This window comes from Pseudoalteromonas sp. XI10, assembly GCF_001469895.1.
Taxonomy (GTDB): domain Bacteria; phylum Pseudomonadota; class Gammaproteobacteria; order Enterobacterales; family Alteromonadaceae; genus Pseudoalteromonas.
Genome location: NZ_LOPY01000026.1, coordinates 159,813 through 177,798, shown reverse-complemented (window position 1 = coordinate 177,798; position 17,986 = coordinate 159,813). Strand labels below are relative to the sequence as shown.

Sequence of the window (17,986 nt, the reverse complement as noted above, 5' to 3'; positions counted from 1 at the left end):
ATATCATCGAATTCAATACTTGTGTTTCTATTCTTAAAGAAAGTCATATCCTCAGCAGTGTAACCATATACTAGGCATTTGTTTGCTGCAAAAATATCACCTCCGATTCGGCCTAACAGATAAGAGTCTTCACAATATTCAGATATAGGCTGCAACGCCATGCAAATGCCGCTTTGGAATAAAAGGATAAAAATTAAATACCTCATATTATCTCCACCATTTAACTTGAGTCTCTACGATTAGCTCAGAAAAAAGCTATTACGTTGTTTGGCATAGTGCTTAACCATAATCCACGAAAGAGAAAACAAGAACCGACTCCTAGCTCTGTTGAACTCCATTCAATTTTATTAAAAAAACCATAATGAAAAACATTACTACAATTGCTATAGATGAGTATTTAATGGCTTTACAAGCCCACACTTTGTCTTCCCGATAGGATTCAACTTTGAACAGCTTAAAACCATGATAAACTGCACCTGTTCCGCCGTAGTAGTTTATGAAAAGCTCTTTTTTTGTGAATTTTGGAGCTAAGATAAACAAAACTATTACAAACAAAAATAAAACAGCCGAAAGTACCATCAAAATAATAAGAAAATAATCTATCATTTCACCAGTTCACATTTATCAGTAACTTACTATACCAATAAAAAGCAAGTTATGCTCCAACCAAACTTAAACAAAATCTGGTGTTTTTTAGTTGATAGTAAAGTACTGCATTTGCTATTTTACTCCTAATACTAAATATGTAATCGAGGACACATGGAAGCGCCTACTTTTAAATTAACCCGTGAAAACTTTAGCTCAATCTTTTTTCAGACTTTCATAAAAACGAAAGTGCAACCTGAAATACTATCTTGAGATGCGCAGTCCCTTTACCTAAAGCACAGAAATTCAAAGCAAAATTAATCACTGGTACTATATTCATCATTGCTTGCCACCTTGTTTGGAAAACACAATCCGCTGCAGGTGCAATTGCCGCTGTGATCATTACATATCTCAGTTACTTTTTAGTTCAAATGTTTATTGCCAATAAGCGTTACTTCATCCATGAATCCCCGTTGTGCGAAATTAAAATAAACCAAGAACAGGTTTACCTGCCTGCACTTTTATTCGATGACAGAAAACCACGAACAATTAAAAGAGAAGATTTACTTAATGTTGAAGCCATATGGAATTTTACACGCACCAAAAGCGGCTACGATATTAACGATCCACAACCTAGGCGTGCCTATCTATTTTCTGTTATTTTTAAAACTCGCTATGGTGATTCAATTCCTTTAAATGACTGGAGCTTAGAGCATCCTGAACTTTTCAAGACACTCGTTGAGTATGATTACCCAGTCACTATGATCAGAACAGCCAAACGCGGGTCACCAATAACAGTTCACATAAAATGGTTCTTCCTATTTACCTTTATATGTACTCTCATCTACTCACTTACAAAGTATGTGATTTAGCGGACTTATAAATATTCAATTGGCAAAGTAACTGCGAACAAGCGCTTTGCCTTAAACTTACGCTTTATTGTTAAACAGCATACCAGAGTGATTACTAGAAGTAGGAGCAAACAATGAGTTTATCATCGTAGAAACATTACTTTTTACGGCAAGCTGGACTGCATTTATTTCTTCATCAAGTTGTTTATTAAGCTCTAGTAACTCACTTTCTCGTTGTTCTGGAGCTAGGTCTTTATTGCTTTTTAAACTATTAATCTTATTTTGTAACTCCTTTATTTTTACTACTAGCTCTTGCTGTGTTTGCGATGTCTTTGATTGAGCTTCTGCTTGTGGATCAGAATCAACGCCCGCTTCTTGTTGTTTAGAGCCTTGAAGGTTTGTTGCTTTTTCACTTTCTGGGTTTAGCTCATTTTTATTTTGCTGATCTAATAATGGCTCTTTTAGGAATGAGGATGTGTACGAAGTTAGCTGCATAGTTTTCCTATCGTTAATTTTTTGACGTTTAGCTATAAACCTTTTGAAAACAAAATAGATGCACAATCCGTACCCATTTACCACCCAAAACTTTTTATGTTGCTAAGCATGTATGTTTCTTTAAAGTTAGCGATATTAAACTTTAACTATTAATCCCCTCTTTCAACAAACCAATACTAAAGAACCAGTTTTTAACTTTTAAATAACCTTTTGTGATCTCTTTTTAAACACCTGCCGTAAGCCTTATTGAAATGGACACGTCGTAACGTCCGAACATACAAAGATATAAGGAAGAACGATGAAATACATACTCCTGGCTAGCAGCTTACTTTTTCTCACCGCGTGTAGCGATGATGATGACAATAATACCGAAGTTGTTACCCCTCCCCCAGTTCAAGAATTCACTCCAAGTAAAACTTATTCTGTAACTTTAAGTGGCAAACAAGAAGTGCCAATGAATGACTCAATGCAAACAGCGACTGCAACGGTAGAGCTTGACGAAAGTTTAATGCAATTTAGTGCAACACTTGATGCAAGCTCAGTCGAAGGCTTTAGTGCAGCACACATACACGACGGCGATTTAGGCGCTAATGGTGATGTTGCTTTTGCATTTGAAGCCACTACCGATGGTATGTATGAAGTCGCAATTACCGACCTTGATGAAAGCTTGATCGCTGATTTAATGGATGGCGATTGGTACATTAACCTTCATACCGAACAGTATGCAAACGGCGAACTCCGTGCGCAAATTGTGCCTGATACAACGAGTATCATCACGTTTGTTTTAAATGGCGATCAGCAAGTGCCTATGAACGACAGTGACGCAATGGGTTATGGCTATGCATCTTATGATAGCGCCACGACAGAATTACGACTTCGTGCGGTGACTATGGGTGTTGATGACGCTACAGCAGCTCACATCCATACAGGAAAATTAGGCTCAAATGGTGATGTATTCGTGACTTTAGAACAAGACGACGAAGTCATGACTGACTGGGTTGTACCAGAAGGCACCATGATCGACAGCGACACTCTGGCGGTACTTTTAGACGGCGGTCACTATGTTAATGTTCATACGCCTGAATTTGCCGGTGGCGAAATTCGCGGCCAAATCTTAACAGACAACTATGCAGTTGCGACCTTTGACTTAAGTGGTAATCAAGAAGTTCCTATGGTCAGCACCATGGCTGATGGTGATGGTTATGCCCTTGTTGATACAACAGACTACAGTGTAGAGCTAACTGTTGTCACGTCAGGCTTAGACGATGCAAGTGCTGCGCACATTCATACAGGCCGTATCGGTACTAATGGCGATGTATTAGTAGCTCTTGAACAATCAATGGACGACAGTAATGTCTGGATGACACCAAGCAACACGCAAATCAACGCGGATATTTTTGCAGTGCTGGCTTCTGGCGGTCACTATGTCAATGTTCATACACCTGCTAATGCTGGCGGCGAGCTTCGCGGGCAAATCCTAACCAGCAACTATGGCTTTACGAGTTTTAAACTAAGCGGTGAGCAAGAAGTTCCTGCAGTCGAAACTGATGCAAGCGGTGAAGGCTATGCATTAATTAACATGGATAACTATGCTTTAGAGCTATTAGTAAACACAATGGGTGTTGATGATGCAACAGGTGCACACATTCACACTGGCCGAATTGGCACGAATGGCGACGTACTCGTTGCACTTGAGCAGTCAACAACTGACGCAGGCATGTGGATGACACCAGCAAATACCATGATCAACGCTGAGATCTTTGAGGTACTTGCATCAGGTGGTCATTACGTTAACGTGCATACGCCTGCTAACACGGGTGGCGAAATTAGAGGTCAAATCCTGACAGATAACTATCAGCTCGTAACCTTCCCACTTAGTGGTATGCAAGAAGTTCCTGCGGTTGATACGATGGCATCAGGTAGTGGTTATGCATTAGTTAACATGGATAACTACCATTTAGAATTAAGAGCGTTAACCGAAGGTGTGAGTGATGCTACTGCTGCCCACATTCATACTGGTCGAATAGGCACCAATGGCGACGTTCTTGCCGCGTTAGAGCAGTCAAGCGACAACGTGAACCTATGGCAAACACCAGAAAACACCATGATTAACGCAGATATTTTTGCAGTACTCGCATCAGGTGGTCACTACGTTAATGTGCATACTCCAGCTAACCCAGGTGGTGAACTACGCGGTCAAATCCTTACCGATAACTATGTGTTTGTAACCTTCCCGCTTTCTGGTGAACAAGAAGTACCCGCGGTTACAACGGATGCATCTGGTGATGGTTATGCGCTAGTGAATACCAATGATTATAGTGTTGAACTGCAAGTACTTACATCGGGTGTAAGCGATGCAAGTGCAGCCCACATTCATACCGGCGTAGCAGGTGAAAATGGCCCTGTGTTAGCTCCCCTTGTACAAGACAGTGATGATATGAATCGCTGGATGAGCAGCACAAGCTTAATGATAAATGCCGATATCTTTTCAGTTTTAGCTTCAGGCGGTCATTATGTAAACATTCATACGCCTGCAAATCCAAGCGGTGAGATACGAGGCCAAATCCAATAATTTTATAGAATCAGAGGCCAATATACTTGGCCTCTTTTACTTACCTTTCTAGCTCAATTAATTTCACAATAACATCCCTCGGCGTCTGAATTAATAAATTGGCTATTAAAACCCGCTCGTAGGTTTGCAATTACTAACTCAACAAAGCCATTCTGACTAGAACAGGCGAGTCCTTTTGATAATGGCCCTGCATACACAAGCTGTTGATTTTCTGAAACAAGTATTGCGGCAGGTTGAGCGGGTAATATTGCAGCAACCGCAGATGTTGGTTTAAGTTTTATTACTTTAATACCTTGCTCTGCTGCATAGCTGCTAAGGCTTGTTATATGCGGTTGTGAACGCTCTGAGCATACGCAGGTATTTTCATCAATAATGTACAAGGTATCTGCATTAGTGATGCCAAGCTCCATACTTTGTTGAAAAGCAGGTAACCAATTTGCTGTGGCTAGCTTTTTATCTGGATCAAAGGTGCTTGCTTGTTGAGAATAAGCAAACACCAAGGCTAATGCTACAGAGGCAACCCAAAGTAGAGTTGCCATTATCAGCCATTTGCTATTTGAATTTAGCAATACCTTGCTCCAGTACATCGATACTTACATCAATTAACTGTACGCGATCGGTGAGTTTTTCAATCATCAAGTTGTCGTTGGCTTGGTTAGCAATTAAGGCCTGTGAATTATCGGCAATAGCACGCGTATTGCCCGCTTGATTTTGCACTACATGTGCAACCGATTGTGAGCTGCTTGCAGCAACATTCACCTGCTCTGTCATCTCGGTAATTTGCAGTTTCATCTGCGAACTAATTGCTGATAACTGCTCTATAAGCGCAACACTACCCTGCATCGACTTAGTTGATGAGGCGCTATTTTGCATCAAACTTTCAAGCGTATTGGTTATTTTATCCGTCGTGTTTTTACTACGCGTTGCTAAGTTTCTGACTTCATCAGCCACTACCGCAAAGCCGCGGCCTTGTTCACCAGCACGTGCAGCTTCAATTGCAGCGTTAAGCGCAAGTAAATTCGTTTGCTCAGCAATTGACGAAATCTCATTAAGCAATTCAGAGATATGCGAACATGCACTTACAAGTTGGCTAATGTTTTGATCTGCTTCTTGAAGGTTATTAGCAAGCTCAGCCGTTTTGCTATCGGTATTCGCCACTTCATTTAATGCCTCTGTGGCACTTAAATGGAGCTGCTCAAACTGTGTTTGTAGTTCATTACTTTCTTGTTCAACATGGGCAAAGCCTTCGGCGACTCGTTCACCTGACTGCGCGATATCCGTCGATAGCTGCTCACGATGAAGTGCTTGCTCATGCAATTCGTCGTGTACTTCAAGTAATTGTTTAGACTGATTTTTTAAAACACTACTTTGGCTTTGAACATCACCTATCACACTCGATACGAAACCCAGTAAACGGTTAAAACCCGCTACAACTTCACTGTGGCTATCATCCGCTCTTAAACTAATATTAATGCTGTTTTCGTCGGCCATTATCTGCTCTGTCGTTGTGCTTAACGATAAGCCAGAACTACGTTCACGATGTAGGGTTTTAGCAATATAGCCGGCTACAATTGCTTCAACAATGGCATACACGGCATGAATAAGTACGGTGCTAAAATACAGTCTGTCTGGGTCAAAAACGTATAAACCGACTTCGTTTATCTGTAAAAAGTAAAAGCTCAAATGGTGAACGGCCACAAAAGCAAGTGCAGTAATAAACACGCGCCATTCAACAAACATGATCAACACGGCCATCAAAATAAATATTTCAAAGTGAACTTCAATGAGACCGTAGCTTTGCTGGATGTGTAAAAACGAAAACATCATGCAACCGGCAGCCACAACATGGGCTGTTAACTTGCTCGTTGGATATTGATGGAGCATCCAAAGCGGTAAAGATAGCAATAATAAACCCGTTACCAAACCGGTAATAAGGGTCGAATAGATAAAACCTAAAATTAAAGATTCAACAAACAATAAAAGGAATAAATAAGTAAAAAGGCGGCGCACACTCGTCATAGATAAAGCCTTAATTATTAAATAATTTACAAAAATACAACTAATCGAGCCAATACGGTTTGATGCGCATCATGGTTCACTTTATTAATTGCAATAATGCTCTAAATTGATCGGTCCCTGCTTTTTCTAGCCATTGAAATATCACACTTTCTGTACAGCTAATAATAGCACCTGCTGCCAATAGCTGCTTAATTGCTAACTCTTTGTGTTTTTCGTTGCGTGATGCAATGGCATCTTCCACTACAAACACCTGATAACCATTGGCAATTAAGTCTAAACAAGTTTGCAGTACACACACATGCGACTCTGTACCCGTTACCACTATTTGCTTACGGTTAAAGCCAGCCAATAAGTTGTTAAATTGAACCTCTTGGCATGCGCTAAAATGTATTTTGTGATAGCAGTTAGTGCCAGTTATAAAAGGTAAGAGCTGTTCACTACTTTTACCTAACTTGGTTGGGTTTTGTTCGGTAAATAAATAGGGAATATCTAAAGCTTTAGCTGCTTTTATTAACTTTTCGGTCTGATTAACAGCTAAGCCAAAGTCGTTAATTACCGGTTCAAGCCCTGCCTGAAGGTCAATAATCAATAACAATGCATTACTTTTTTGGCTTATAAATGAATGGCGCATCACGTTCTCAAATTGCTGATAATTGAACTAGTTATAGCATAGGTTTCAGTTTCAGCAACAAGTAGACCTTATTACTATTTTTTCTTTTCAGAACCATTAATTACGGTCATAATTGTGCTATATTTTGTTAAAAATTATGCGCAAATAATAATTTAGGGTTAATCAGTCAGTGCCTAAACTTTTTCTTTTGATTTTCAGTTTGCTGTTCTTCACGCTTTCCTCTTCGGCGTTGGCACAAAACTATGCTTTGCAAATGCAGCGTATTTCGACCGATGAAGGACTTACGCAAGGCAGTGTAACTAAAATCGTGCAAGATGATTTAGGCTTTATCTGGATTGGTACTTACCAAGGCTTAAATAGGTATGATGGTTATCAGGTAGCGCCTTTTGCTGGAGAGTACATGCTCGATCAGCGACAAATTACCACAATGCATAAAACTGACGACGGAAACATTTTCGTCAGCACTGAGTTTTCAGGTGCTTTTCTAATAGACCCAAAAACACTAAAAGTCGAAAAAATCTATTCTGGCAAACTAGACCCTGAAGATGTTTTCTTTTCGCCTATTTTAGCAATCACTGAAGACGATTACTTTTTTTACTTCGCTATTGCTCAGCACGTTTATTCATACAACAAGCAATCAAAAAAGTTTTTGCATGAGTTTTCTATCAATAAAGAAGAGCACATTGTGCGAGCACTCACCCTGCACGACAACTTTTTATATATCGGCACATCAAATGGGCTTTTCTCAAAAAACCTTGCAGATGATCATATCTCGCATATTCCGCTAACCGATAAATCTCAGGTCACCGAAGATAATAAAAACGTAAAATTTTTAAGGGTCGATGCGCAACTGGGCTTATTTGTTGGCACTGTAGAGGGCATGTTTGATATCCCTTTTAACGCTAACCGTTTATTGGCATTTGATAAGGTAAGGCTGTTAATCCCTAACTTAAATATTTGGGACTATTCTGTTAACTCATTTGGTGAATATATCGTCACAGAAAAAGGATTGTTCGAATTTAATCGCCAAACCATGTCGGTTGAGTTCATCTTAAACTTTGAACAAAGTAAGTTTTTGATGTCTGACAATTCAATTCAAGATGTAATGATTGATAAAACAGGATTGCTGTGGCTTGCATCTCGCTCTCAAGGCGTTTTTACTTGGTCAACACTCGCAAGACGTTTTAAACATATTGAATTAAAAAATAACCAAGCTCGCTTCAATAATAATGTCTGGTCGGTATTACAAGATCAAAATGATACCGTTTGGATAGGTACAGATAATGGCCTAATGAAGTACAACCAACTTACTAAAAATATTACACCATATTTAGTTAGTAACGATGAAAAAGCCTTTCATGGTGAGCATGGTATTTATGGTATTACTGAAGCTAACATTGATGACAGCAACCGTTATCTGTGGCTAATGAAATACATAGGTCTTGCCTTGTTTGATAAACAAAAAGGTGAACTAGTGCCTATAAAAGGCAATGCTGAGGCCATGCACCTTATAAATTACGGCCCTAACTGGGGCTTTCGTGCTATGGGCAATGATCAATTTGCATTTTTAGATGACCAAAATTTTTATAAGTACAATGGTAAAACTGGCGAACTTTCAAAAATTAAAGGACTAAAAGAACAAGTTGACCTAGTTAATGCCCATGCTTTTTTAAAGCCACTGCCAGACCACCCCGACGAATACGTACTGAGTATGTCTGGCAAGTTATACCGCTACAATGAGCAGACTCAAAAGTTAACACTGATATACCAAACAGAAAACTATAACCCTTTAGCGTTCACCACAATTGATGACTGGGTGATGGATTATAACAATACCCTTTGGCTTGGTTCAGCTGACGAAGGGCTTATTGGCATAGATGCTAAAACTTACGAAGTTAAACACCGTATTAATATACAGTCGGGCTTAAAAGCTAAATCTGTTTTTGCATTGCAAATAGATCGTTTTGGTTTTTTATGGTTAGGGACTCAAAATGGCCTTTACCGCCTTGACTTAAGCTCCTTAGAACTTGACCGATACTTTATTCGCGATGGTTTAGCCGTTAATGAATTTAACATTGATGCCGACACCACCTTACATAACGGGCAACTAGCATTTGGTAGTACCCGAGGCGTACTTTTACTTTCACCAGAGGACTTTTTATCGTCGCCTGTAGAGGCAGGTAACATAAATACCGAAATTACCAATGTAACTTTGCTTTCGCGAGAGCTTAACTATCATCCATATAAATATGTGAATACGCCTCTGCAGATCACTTATGATGATATGGGCTTAGCAGTCACCTTTTCTAATTTTGATACCATCAATAAAGATAAAACATCGTACCGAGTGACCCTTGATGGGCCAACCTCACTGCAATACGACAAGCTAACAACCAATGAGGTCTTTTTCACTAAGTTACCGCCTGGTGATTATGTGTTATCAGTGTCGTCGTCAACCGAGTTAAGCGATGCAATATCAGCGTCTAGACAGCTAAGGTTCAACGTTGCACATGCACCTTGGTCATCCCCTGCTGCAAAAGCAAGTTATGTCATTATTGTTTTAGCTGTTTTGTTTTTCCTATTTTGGCAATACCGTGCTCGTCAGCAAATGATCGGCCGTGCGCATGCAGAAGCTGTAAAATCACAACAACAAACCGAACTCGCTTTAAGTAGTACTAAAAGTGGTGTTTGGGAGATTAACCTAGCAGAACAATTTTTAAGAACGACTCGCTTTTCTGCTGAACTGGGCTATGCCGAATATAAAGATGGTATAAGCCTCAACAAGTTTGTGGGCTTAGTGCACCCGCACGATCGCAATAATGTAACTAGCCAGTGGCAACTATTTTGTAAGCAAACAAATAATGAGCAATGGAACACTACTTACCGTTTAAAACATAAAAATGGCAGCTGGCTTTGGTACGAAGACATTGGCCGTATTGTTGCAACCGATGAAAACAACCGTCCATTAAAAATAACCGGTATTTATACCAATATTACAGAGCAACGCGCTAATGCCCAGCAAGCCAGTGTGCTCGGCGAAGCATTTGGGCAAATAAACGACTGGTTGCTAATTTTAGACAATCAACTCAAACCATTTTCTGCTAATGCTAGTTTTGGTGAAGCATTCGCCACGCCAAACAATGTTGCAGAACTTACTAGTCGCGACTTTATTGCAGCCATAGGCCGTGCAAAATACCTTGAATATATAGACGTATTAAAAACACTTAAACCAAAGCAAAATTGGAAAACAGAGGCTGTCATTCGTACTTTAAAAAGCCCTGCACACCCGGTTCATATTAGTGTCACGGCTGTAGCCAAGGAAAGCCAAACAATTAGTCATTATGTAATTGTAATTTCAGACTTAACAGAGCAAAAACGCGCTGAAGACGATTTGCGCTATTTAGCAAATTATGACCCGTTAACGGGCTTGCCTAACCGCTCTTTAATGTATACAAAAATTAGCAACTGTATAAATAACGCCAAAAAATACAATAAACTAGCTGCATTATTATTTATTGATTTAGATAAATTTAAACCAGTAAATGATTCATTCGGGCACGCTGTCGGCGACCAATTACTTTGCGATATCACGCAAAGAGTAAGTCTAATGTTACCTGAAAACGCCGTAATAGGCCGTCAAAGTGGCGATGAGTTTTTGGTTCTTATTAAAGATTTACACTCACCGCAAACACTCAGTGATCTCGTTAAAAAGCTCACTGAAGAACTGGCAAGCAAGGTTATAATTGACGACTTTTCAATCAACATTTCAGCGAGTGTTGGTGTCGCTCTTTACCCATTTGATGCGAAAACAGCAGATGATTTAATTAAAAATTCAGATATAGCCATGATGCATGCTAAGCAATCTGGCCGTAACAATTTTAAATATTTCACAGAGCAGATGAATAACCAGCTGACCAAAAAGCTGTTACTTGAAAATGCCTTGAAAGATGCGTTTAAAGACGATGAGTTATTTAATAACTATCAGCCTATTGTTAATGCTAAAACTAAAAAAATTAACGGCGTTGAGCTTTTAATGCGCTGGAAGAACGAGCAAGGTTTTGTATCACCTGCCGAATTCATTCCTATTGCTGAAGAGATAGGTCTAATCGATGCGCTGACTGAGCAAGCCCTTGATAGAGCGCTAACAGAGCTGCTACCTATGCTGCGTGCTAACCCACAGTTTTATTTATCATTAAACCTGTCACCAACGCATATTTTAAAATCGAACTTAACTGAACGCTTATTACTTATTTTGAATAATCACATGGTTAAGCCTGTACAGCTGCGACTTGAGATTACAGAAAACACACTATTAGAAGATAAAGAGAAAGCTTCTAAGCAGCTGCAAAAACTTAAAAATGCCGGCTTCAAACTATTACTTGATGACTTTGGCACAGGTTACTCGTCACTAACTTACCTAAGTCAATTCCCGATTGATGTGATCAAAATTGACCAAAGCTTCGTGAGAAACATTGGCCAAGATAAAAGTAATGAGTCAATAATAAAAACCATCCATGCGTTGTCATCAAACTTAGGCTTATATTGTATTGCTGAAGGAGTTGAGACAGGAGAGCAAATCAGCTTCTTAACAGAGATGGGCTGCGAAGATTTACAAGGGTACTACTTCGCAAAACCCATGTTGGCCGATGATCTAATTGCAGAAAGTACGATTCAGGGAATTATTGATCGACTAAACGCGCTTTAAACCATTTATTTAAGCAGCGATAAAGCTCATCTTTATTGATTGGCTTCGAGATAAAGTCATCCATACCCGCTACAAGGCAACGCTTTTGATCCTCTTCAAAGGCGTTCGCCGTAATAGCAATAATGATAGCTTCGCCATACAGCGCAGGGTTCTGCTTTATTTCTTGTGTACATTGATAACCATCCATGTGTGGCATTTGGCAGTCCATCAATATAATATCTGCCGCAAAGCTTTTAAGCTGCTCAAGCGCCTGTAAGCCATCGTTTGCCTTTTTGATAGTACACTGGGTGTCTTGCATCATTTTTTGCAGCACGATTTGATTGACAGGGTTATCCTCAACAATTAATACATTTATGCCACTAAGTGTTGGCTTGTCTGTACTTTGTTCTACCGTTGCTTCTGCGTCGCTCACAGTCACAGGCACAATAATAGTAAATTCACTCCCCTCACCTTCTTGGCTCACCAAAGAAAGCCCTCCATCCATCAGCTCAATAATACGTTTACTAATGGTGAGTCCAAGACCCGTACCACCATATTTACGAGTAGTTGATATATCGGCTTGAGTGAACTCAGTAAACAATTTAGTTTGTTGATTTGCAGAAATACCTATACCTGTATCGCGAATTTTTATTACTAGTGCACTATTTGCCATTTGGCATTGCATGTTTATTTCGCCTGACTCAGTAAATTTACCCGCGTTACTCAAAATATTATTGATTACTTGGCTAAACCTCAGTGGATCTAGACGGATATACTCAGGTATGTCCTTTGCTATGCTTAAGTTAAATTCGACACCCGTTTTCACACTGGTATTGCTAAATACTTTTGCTAATTGTTGTAGTAAGGCCTTAATATCTACAGCGCGGTTTTCTAATTTAAGTGCCCCCGCTTCAATTTTCGAAAAATCTAAAATATCATTTAAAATCAACAGCAGGTTATTGGCACTTTGGTGGATCATCGCCAGCTCATCGCGCTCAGTTTCGGGAAGTTTAGGATTTTCTAATAGCAGTTGAGTCATGCCTAAAATACCATTAAGCGGGGTACGGATTTCATGGCTCATATTCGCTAAAAATTGCGACTTAGTACGGTTGGCTTGGTTCGCTACGCGCACTGCTTCGACTAGCTCATTTGTTTTATCATTAACTTGTTGCTCGAGCTGAGCATTAAAATCAGTCAGTTTGTTATTTAACACTTCGTTTTCGTGATTCGCTTGATGCAAGCGATTAAAATTAAGCGCCAGCTTATTTGCTAAACTCGAAAACTGCGACTGCAAACGACTCACTTCTAGCCAAGTTTGTGGTAAGTCGGTATCGGTGATTGCACGCTCAGGTTCAAATTTGTCTATTTGTTCAGCTAGCTTTTCAATTGGAGCGATTAACCAGCGACTTAATTGCGTGATAAACACACTGGTTAATAAAATAATAAACAATATCATCACCAAAGACTGACCCCATGCACTCACCGCAACATTGTTGGCATGTTTGCGATTGAGCATGGTCATTACAATCCAGTTATGCTCTGTTGAGCGAGCTTCTCTGGCGTAAAACTGCTGTTCGTTCTCAGCATCAAACATTTTGAAGCGTGCTTCGTCTGCAAACGAATCTATTTCTTCATCTGTTAATTGTTGTAACTCTTTAAAGTCATCTAATGTGCTAAATACCACTTTGTTGCTGGCATCTAAAATCAACAACTCGCCCTGGTGACTAAATAGACTGGGCCTGAGGCCTGCAAAATAATCAAACATCAGTGAGCCTTCAACGACGCCAGTAAAAGTATCTTCAATATAAATCGGTGCTGATACTGCAACTATTGGTAAAGAGCCAAAACCACGACCTTTAAATATTGTAGAGATATAACCAAGCTCATTATTAGGTGCATTTATAAAGTAATCTCTATCTGCCACATTGGCGCGAATGTTTGACTGCTGCAAACTAATCGCTAACGATTGTGGATAAAAGTGGGTGACATCAGCAAAGGCATCAGCAATTATCTGTGTTCTAAAATCAGGGTATAGGTTTGCCATATTCTCAAGGGCAATTTGACGAGGGACACCGTTGGCAATGCTTCTGGCAGTGAGTACCACCCCTTTTTTATGATGATCGAGGTGAGCATCAATGGTGCGTGCGATTTCTTTGGCTTTTTCTTTTAACTGCGCATTTATCTCATACTCAATGCGCGCATAATGGTTATTGGTTAGTACTACAGAGGTTAATATGACTACCAGCACAACCAGTAAAGTAACAACATAGTTAAGTATTTTATAGAGCGAAGAATAATGTTTATGCCACGAATAGCGACTAAAGAAAAAGCTCAGTAAATCAATAACAGATAAGTAAATTGCAGCATTTAAACAGTACTTAGCAAGTGCAATAGCAATCGTTAGAATTGGTAAACCTAAAAAGAAATGGCCAAAACTCCAAAGTAATGGCAAACCTATCATCAGCCAAAACAGCATACCTCTAAAAAAAACTGGTCGCGATTTTGATAAACAGAAAAGCTGTAAGCAGATGAGCTCTAAAGCAAATACAATGGAAGGCCAGGCATGCCCCCACCTGTAAAAAATAAACCCTGTACTTATAATAAAAGTGATAATTGCAAACCGCCAACCAAGTAGCAGCAAGCTTAAGATCACAAAAAACTGGCCAAGAAGAAACTCTGAGCTGTCTAAAAACCAAATAGGGAGCAGATTAACAACTCCTGCAACACAACCAAATAGTACTGCAGCTAAAAAGTTGAAATATGAAGGCTTATTTTGAAGCAAAAAAGGTACCCTAACTTCATAGTGATACCTTTAAGTTAAAAGAAAATTAAATATTTTGCCACTTTAATTAACATGTTGGCATTCATGACTTTCTATTTGCAGCACACTTTTTCCAATTTTAAAGCGTGACAGCAGTAGTTGTTCGACCTTTAAGCGACACGCTTCATCATGCTTTTCAACGGTACAATGCTGCTTTAAAACAACATGCGCGCCTACAATAATATCTTTGTCTTGGCGCATTACCGTTACATTGTGAACATTCTCTACATGCTCAACAGAGGCAATGCTTTGTTCAATATCAGCTACATTCGGCAGCTTATTTCTGTTCTCAAGTAAACCTTGAATACAACGAATGATCACTTTAACCCCAGTAAACAAGACAAAGGTAGCAATCAACATACTCGAAATAATATCGATTTCTGCCCAGCCAGTTAGGTGGATTAAAATACCAGCAAAGAAGGTTGAAACCGTTGAAATTAAATCAAAAAACGAGTGTAAAAACACTGCATAAACGTTAATACTGGCTTTGCGCCCTTTGTATAACACCCAAGCTGCAGCACCATGAAACAAAAAACCAATAGCTGAAATGACCGACATCAGATAGCTATTAATTTGTAAATCATGGCCATCGCTATGATGAAAGTAACGCTCACCACCCTCATAAAGGATAATCAAGCTAATACTTAAATATAAGATGCCATTGATCAAGCCACCAGTAAGCTCTGCGCGCTGGTAGCCATCATTAAAGTTTTTCGCGAAATATATCGCCATGCTTGAGGCAATAAGCGCGATGAATAAAGAACTGTTATGAACAAACAAATGCCCAGCATCAGCAAGTACAGCAAGCGAATTCGAATAATAGGCGCCAATAACCTGTATCACCATAAACGAGCACGTTATGGCTAAGGCAATCAACAAGCGGCGTCGAGATGCTTGGTGTGTTGTAATATCTGTCATGAAGAAGTGAAATACCTATCAGCTGGAAATGCGGTAATGATATAAAGTCTCAATTGTAATACGCAGCGCACTTAAACGCACTAAAAACTTAGTTAATAGTCCCTTTTTGAAAGTTTTTTGCACGATGTGTTACTAATAAGAAAGGAATTAGCAGCAAACAAGTAAACTGAAACTCTCACTTGTAAGCTAAAAAGCAGTAAAGCGTTAACAATACATGTTGTTAACGCTTTTTACTCGAAGCAGATTTAAAAAGCAGGCAATTAAACTTTAAACTGACTGACTAAATCTTTAAGGTGCTGAGCACGTGATAATAAGCTTTGCGTACCACGCTGCTGTTGTTCAGCGTTATCATGTATTTGCATTGCACTGTCTGAAATATCATGAGCCGACTGATTGATATGCTCAACCACCGTGCCCTGCTCTTCGGTTGCTGCTGCAACTTGGTGATTGCCTTGGCTGATAATCTCAAACTTCTGCTGAATAGACTGAAGTGCAGACACTGCAACGTGCGTAAGTTCTGTGACCTTTTGACTACTTTGCGTACCTTCGGCAATTGCTTCTTGTGATTGCAATGATGAGCTTTGTAAGCGCGAAATCTGCTCTCTAATTTCAGAGGTCGATGTTTGCGTACGCTGTGCAAGTGAGCGTACTTCATCAGCAACCACCGCAAAGCCACGCCCTTGTTCACCCGCTCTTGCCGCCTCAATTGCTGCATTGAGTGCCAATAAGTTAGTTTGCTCTGAAATTGCATTGATCACTTCAACAACCGAGTTGATCTCAGCGGCTTGATTAGCAAACTCACCGATACTTTTATCAACCGTGATCAAAATGTCATTCAGTTCATTCATGGTTTGCGCTGTAGCAGCCATACTTTGATTGGTTTGCACGGTTTCTCGTACTGCTTCTTCCGTGTCGCTTGCTGTACGATGAGCAATATCAGACACCTCGTTAATTGTTTGCCCCATTTCTGTAATAGCTGTGGCAACTTGATCGGTTTGCGCGCGCTGATCTTCGGTAGCAACAAAGGTTTTGTTGGCAAAGTTCGCAAGATCGTCAATCCCCTCTCGCATCGCTTGCTCGGTGACACTGATTTCATCTACCAGCTCAGCTACTTTACCAATAATAGCATTAAAGCCCTTAGCTAGATGACCCAGCTCATTATCAACACTGTCATCTAAACGTTTTGTTAAGTCACCGCCGTGGCCTGCCATACCAAGTAGCTCGTCACCAACACTGCGTATTTTCTTACTCAGCCAATTCGCAAAATAAAGCGTTAGCACTAAAAATATACCAGCAAGCACGACACTTACGATAATCGACATCCAAACTACTGTATTAATCGCGCTTGATATCTCTTGCTTGGGCTGAACCGCGACAAGAGTAAGGCCAGTTCCTTCAATTGGCATAACCCCAGCGTAAACATCTTCACCTGTGAGCTCGACTTGCGATAGAGTAAAGCCAGTATGTTTACTACTCAAAAAGCTTTGTAATGCGCTTAATGAAGCGACGCTTGTGACTTGTTTACCAATATAAGCATCATTTGCGTGTGCAATAATTCGCTTGCTGTCATCAATTAAAAATAAATACCCTTGCTCGCCAATTTTACGCGACGTGACAATGCTAGAAATATCTGAAATATCATAACCAAGCCCTGCCACACCGAGGCGTTGTCCTGCAATTTCAACTAGCGTGTTAACGTATAAAGTGAGGTGTCCGCCCTGCTCACTTACATCTAAAGCGAGCGCTTGGCGTTTATCTGAGCTAATAAAGTCAAAAAACCAACTGTCTCTTGGCTCACTTTGTGAAATTGATTTGAAAAAGCCGTCTTGCGTGTAATAACTCATTGAGTTTTTGCTTACCCAAAACACCGATGAAGCACCGCTTTTTCTTTGTAAGTCAGCAAAGTACGCCATGACACGTTGATGAATTGGCGAGTTTTTCTCACCTTCGCTCATCCACGTATGCAGAATTTGGTTTTCAGCTAACGACTGTGACACAGAGATCGGGTAACGCATTTGAGCGTCAATTTCGGCAGCCACTTTACCCACAGCGTCAGGCAATAATTGCTCTTCTGTTTGATGGTAATAAAGCCGAGAAAATTGGCTGGTATTGATTAAGGCGCTAACCACAGTGACAACAAACAATGCAATTAACACAAAACTAATAAAAATAGTGCGCAGCGATAGATTTCGCATTCAGCAAACCTCATACTTAGTGGTGGAGTTTTGGTTTTAGATCATCCTTGCGTCCTATCAATAATTTTAGGTAACAAGTCTGTGTTAAGCAATTGCTATTTAAGCTTTTACTGTTGTTTTTGTATGAATAATTATCAAACTCAAACAGAATAGGAACAAACGCCAATCTGTACCTTTTTACTAGTTAAAATACTAGATACAAACACCTCACTGAA

11 protein-coding genes are annotated in these 17,986 nt (G+C 39.8%); 3 read left to right on the top strand and 8 right to left on the bottom strand.

Features of this window, described 5'->3' with window-relative positions:
* A partial coding sequence (locus AUR67_RS21365) for a hypothetical protein (RefSeq protein WP_235591805.1) occupies window positions 1-206 on the bottom strand: 206 nt, incomplete at its 3' end.
* 648 nt (window positions 207-854) lie between these two features.
* Between AUR67_RS21365 and AUR67_RS07020 the strand changes: the two genes are divergently transcribed.
* Complete coding sequence (locus tag AUR67_RS07020) at window positions 855-1,457, top strand: hypothetical protein (RefSeq protein ID WP_058584731.1); 603 nt, start codon at window positions 855-857, stop codon at window positions 1,455-1,457.
* Window positions 1,458-1,514: 57 nt separating this feature from the next.
* Here AUR67_RS07020 and AUR67_RS07015 read toward each other — a convergent pair whose 3' ends face one another.
* The gene (locus tag AUR67_RS07015; protein ID WP_058584730.1) at window positions 1,515-1,931 is read right to left on the bottom strand and encodes a hypothetical protein; all 417 of its coding nucleotides are present in this window, start codon (window positions 1,929-1,931) and stop codon (window positions 1,515-1,517) included.
* Between the two features lie 298 nt (window positions 1,932-2,229).
* Between AUR67_RS07015 and AUR67_RS20905 the strand changes: the two genes are divergently transcribed.
* Window positions 2,230-4,503: a CHRD domain-containing protein gene (locus tag AUR67_RS20905; RefSeq protein WP_082665598.1), complete on the top strand. Its 2,274-nt coding sequence runs from the start codon at window positions 2,230-2,232 to the stop codon at window positions 4,501-4,503.
* Window positions 4,504-4,556: 53 nt separating this feature from the next.
* On the opposite strand, the gene AUR67_RS07005 is transcribed toward AUR67_RS20905, so the two are convergent.
* The 3 genes from AUR67_RS07005 to AUR67_RS06995 all read right to left on the bottom strand — a co-directional run bounded on the left by AUR67_RS07005 (window position 4,557) and on the right by AUR67_RS06995 (window position 7,153).
* Window positions 4,557-5,042 (bottom strand): DUF6436 domain-containing protein, encoded by a 486-nt coding sequence (locus AUR67_RS07005; RefSeq protein WP_082665597.1) that lies wholly within the window; start codon window positions 5,040-5,042, stop codon window positions 4,557-4,559.
* 13 nt (window positions 5,043-5,055) lie between these two features.
* Window positions 5,056-6,522, bottom strand: coding sequence for a methyl-accepting chemotaxis protein (locus tag AUR67_RS07000; RefSeq protein WP_058584728.1), 1,467 nt, complete (start codon window positions 6,520-6,522; stop codon window positions 5,056-5,058).
* Window positions 6,523-6,598: 76 nt separating this feature from the next.
* Window positions 6,599-7,153 carry an isochorismatase family protein gene (locus AUR67_RS06995; RefSeq protein ID WP_058584727.1) on the bottom strand — a complete coding sequence of 185 codons (555 nt, stop codon included), beginning with the start codon at window positions 7,151-7,153 and terminating at the stop codon, window positions 6,599-6,601.
* Between the two features lie 253 nt (window positions 7,154-7,406).
* On the opposite strand from AUR67_RS06995, the gene AUR67_RS06990 reads away from it, so the two are divergent.
* Window positions 7,407-11,858: an EAL domain-containing protein gene (locus AUR67_RS06990; RefSeq protein WP_082665596.1), complete on the top strand. Its 4,452-nt coding sequence runs from the start codon at window positions 7,407-7,409 to the stop codon at window positions 11,856-11,858.
* On the opposite strand, the gene AUR67_RS06985 is transcribed toward AUR67_RS06990, so the two are convergent.
* The 3 genes from AUR67_RS06985 to AUR67_RS06975 form a co-directional block, all read right to left on the bottom strand.
* Window positions 11,833-14,313 (bottom strand): response regulator, encoded by a 2,481-nt coding sequence (locus AUR67_RS06985; protein ID WP_235591804.1) that lies wholly within the window; start codon window positions 14,311-14,313, stop codon window positions 11,833-11,835. The two genes, AUR67_RS06990 and AUR67_RS06985, sit on opposite strands and share 26 nt — an antisense overlap.
* A 369-nt stretch (window positions 14,314-14,682) precedes the next feature.
* Complete coding sequence (locus tag AUR67_RS06980; RefSeq protein ID WP_058584724.1) at window positions 14,683-15,576, bottom strand: cation diffusion facilitator family transporter; 894 nt, start codon at window positions 15,574-15,576, stop codon at window positions 14,683-14,685.
* 260 nt (window positions 15,577-15,836) lie between these two features.
* Window positions 15,837-17,771, bottom strand: a complete 1,935-nt coding sequence (locus AUR67_RS06975; RefSeq protein WP_058584723.1) for a methyl-accepting chemotaxis protein — start codon at window positions 17,769-17,771, stop codon at window positions 15,837-15,839.
* Window positions 17,772-17,986 lie beyond the last annotated feature (215 nt).

Excerpts from the sequence above, each read along its gene's own strand:
- AUR67_RS06985 (WP_235591804.1), bottom strand. The coding sequence starts at position 14,313 with ATGCTGTTTTGGCTGATGATAGGTTTGCCATTACTTTGGAGTTTTGGC.
- AUR67_RS07000 (WP_058584728.1), bottom strand. The coding sequence starts at position 6,522 with ATGACGAGTGTGCGCCGCCTTTTTACTTATTTATTCCTTTTATTGTTT.
- AUR67_RS06980 (WP_058584724.1), bottom strand. The coding sequence starts at position 15,576 with ATGACAGATATTACAACACACCAAGCATCTCGACGCCGCTTGTTGATT.
- AUR67_RS07015 (WP_058584730.1), bottom strand. The coding sequence starts at position 1,931 with ATGCAGCTAACTTCGTACACATCCTCATTCCTAAAAGAGCCATTATTA.
- AUR67_RS06995 (WP_058584727.1), bottom strand. The coding sequence starts at position 7,153 with ATGCGCCATTCATTTATAAGCCAAAAAAGTAATGCATTGTTATTGATT.
- AUR67_RS20905 (WP_082665598.1), top strand. The coding sequence starts at position 2,230 with ATGAAATACATACTCCTGGCTAGCAGCTTACTTTTTCTCACCGCGTGT.
- AUR67_RS07005 (WP_082665597.1), bottom strand. The coding sequence starts at position 5,042 with ATGGCAACTCTACTTTGGGTTGCCTCTGTAGCATTAGCCTTGGTGTTT.
- AUR67_RS06990 (WP_082665596.1), top strand. The coding sequence starts at position 7,407 with ATGCAGCGTATTTCGACCGATGAAGGACTTACGCAAGGCAGTGTAACT.
- AUR67_RS06975 (WP_058584723.1), bottom strand. The coding sequence starts at position 17,771 with ATGCGAAATCTATCGCTGCGCACTATTTTTATTAGTTTTGTGTTAATT.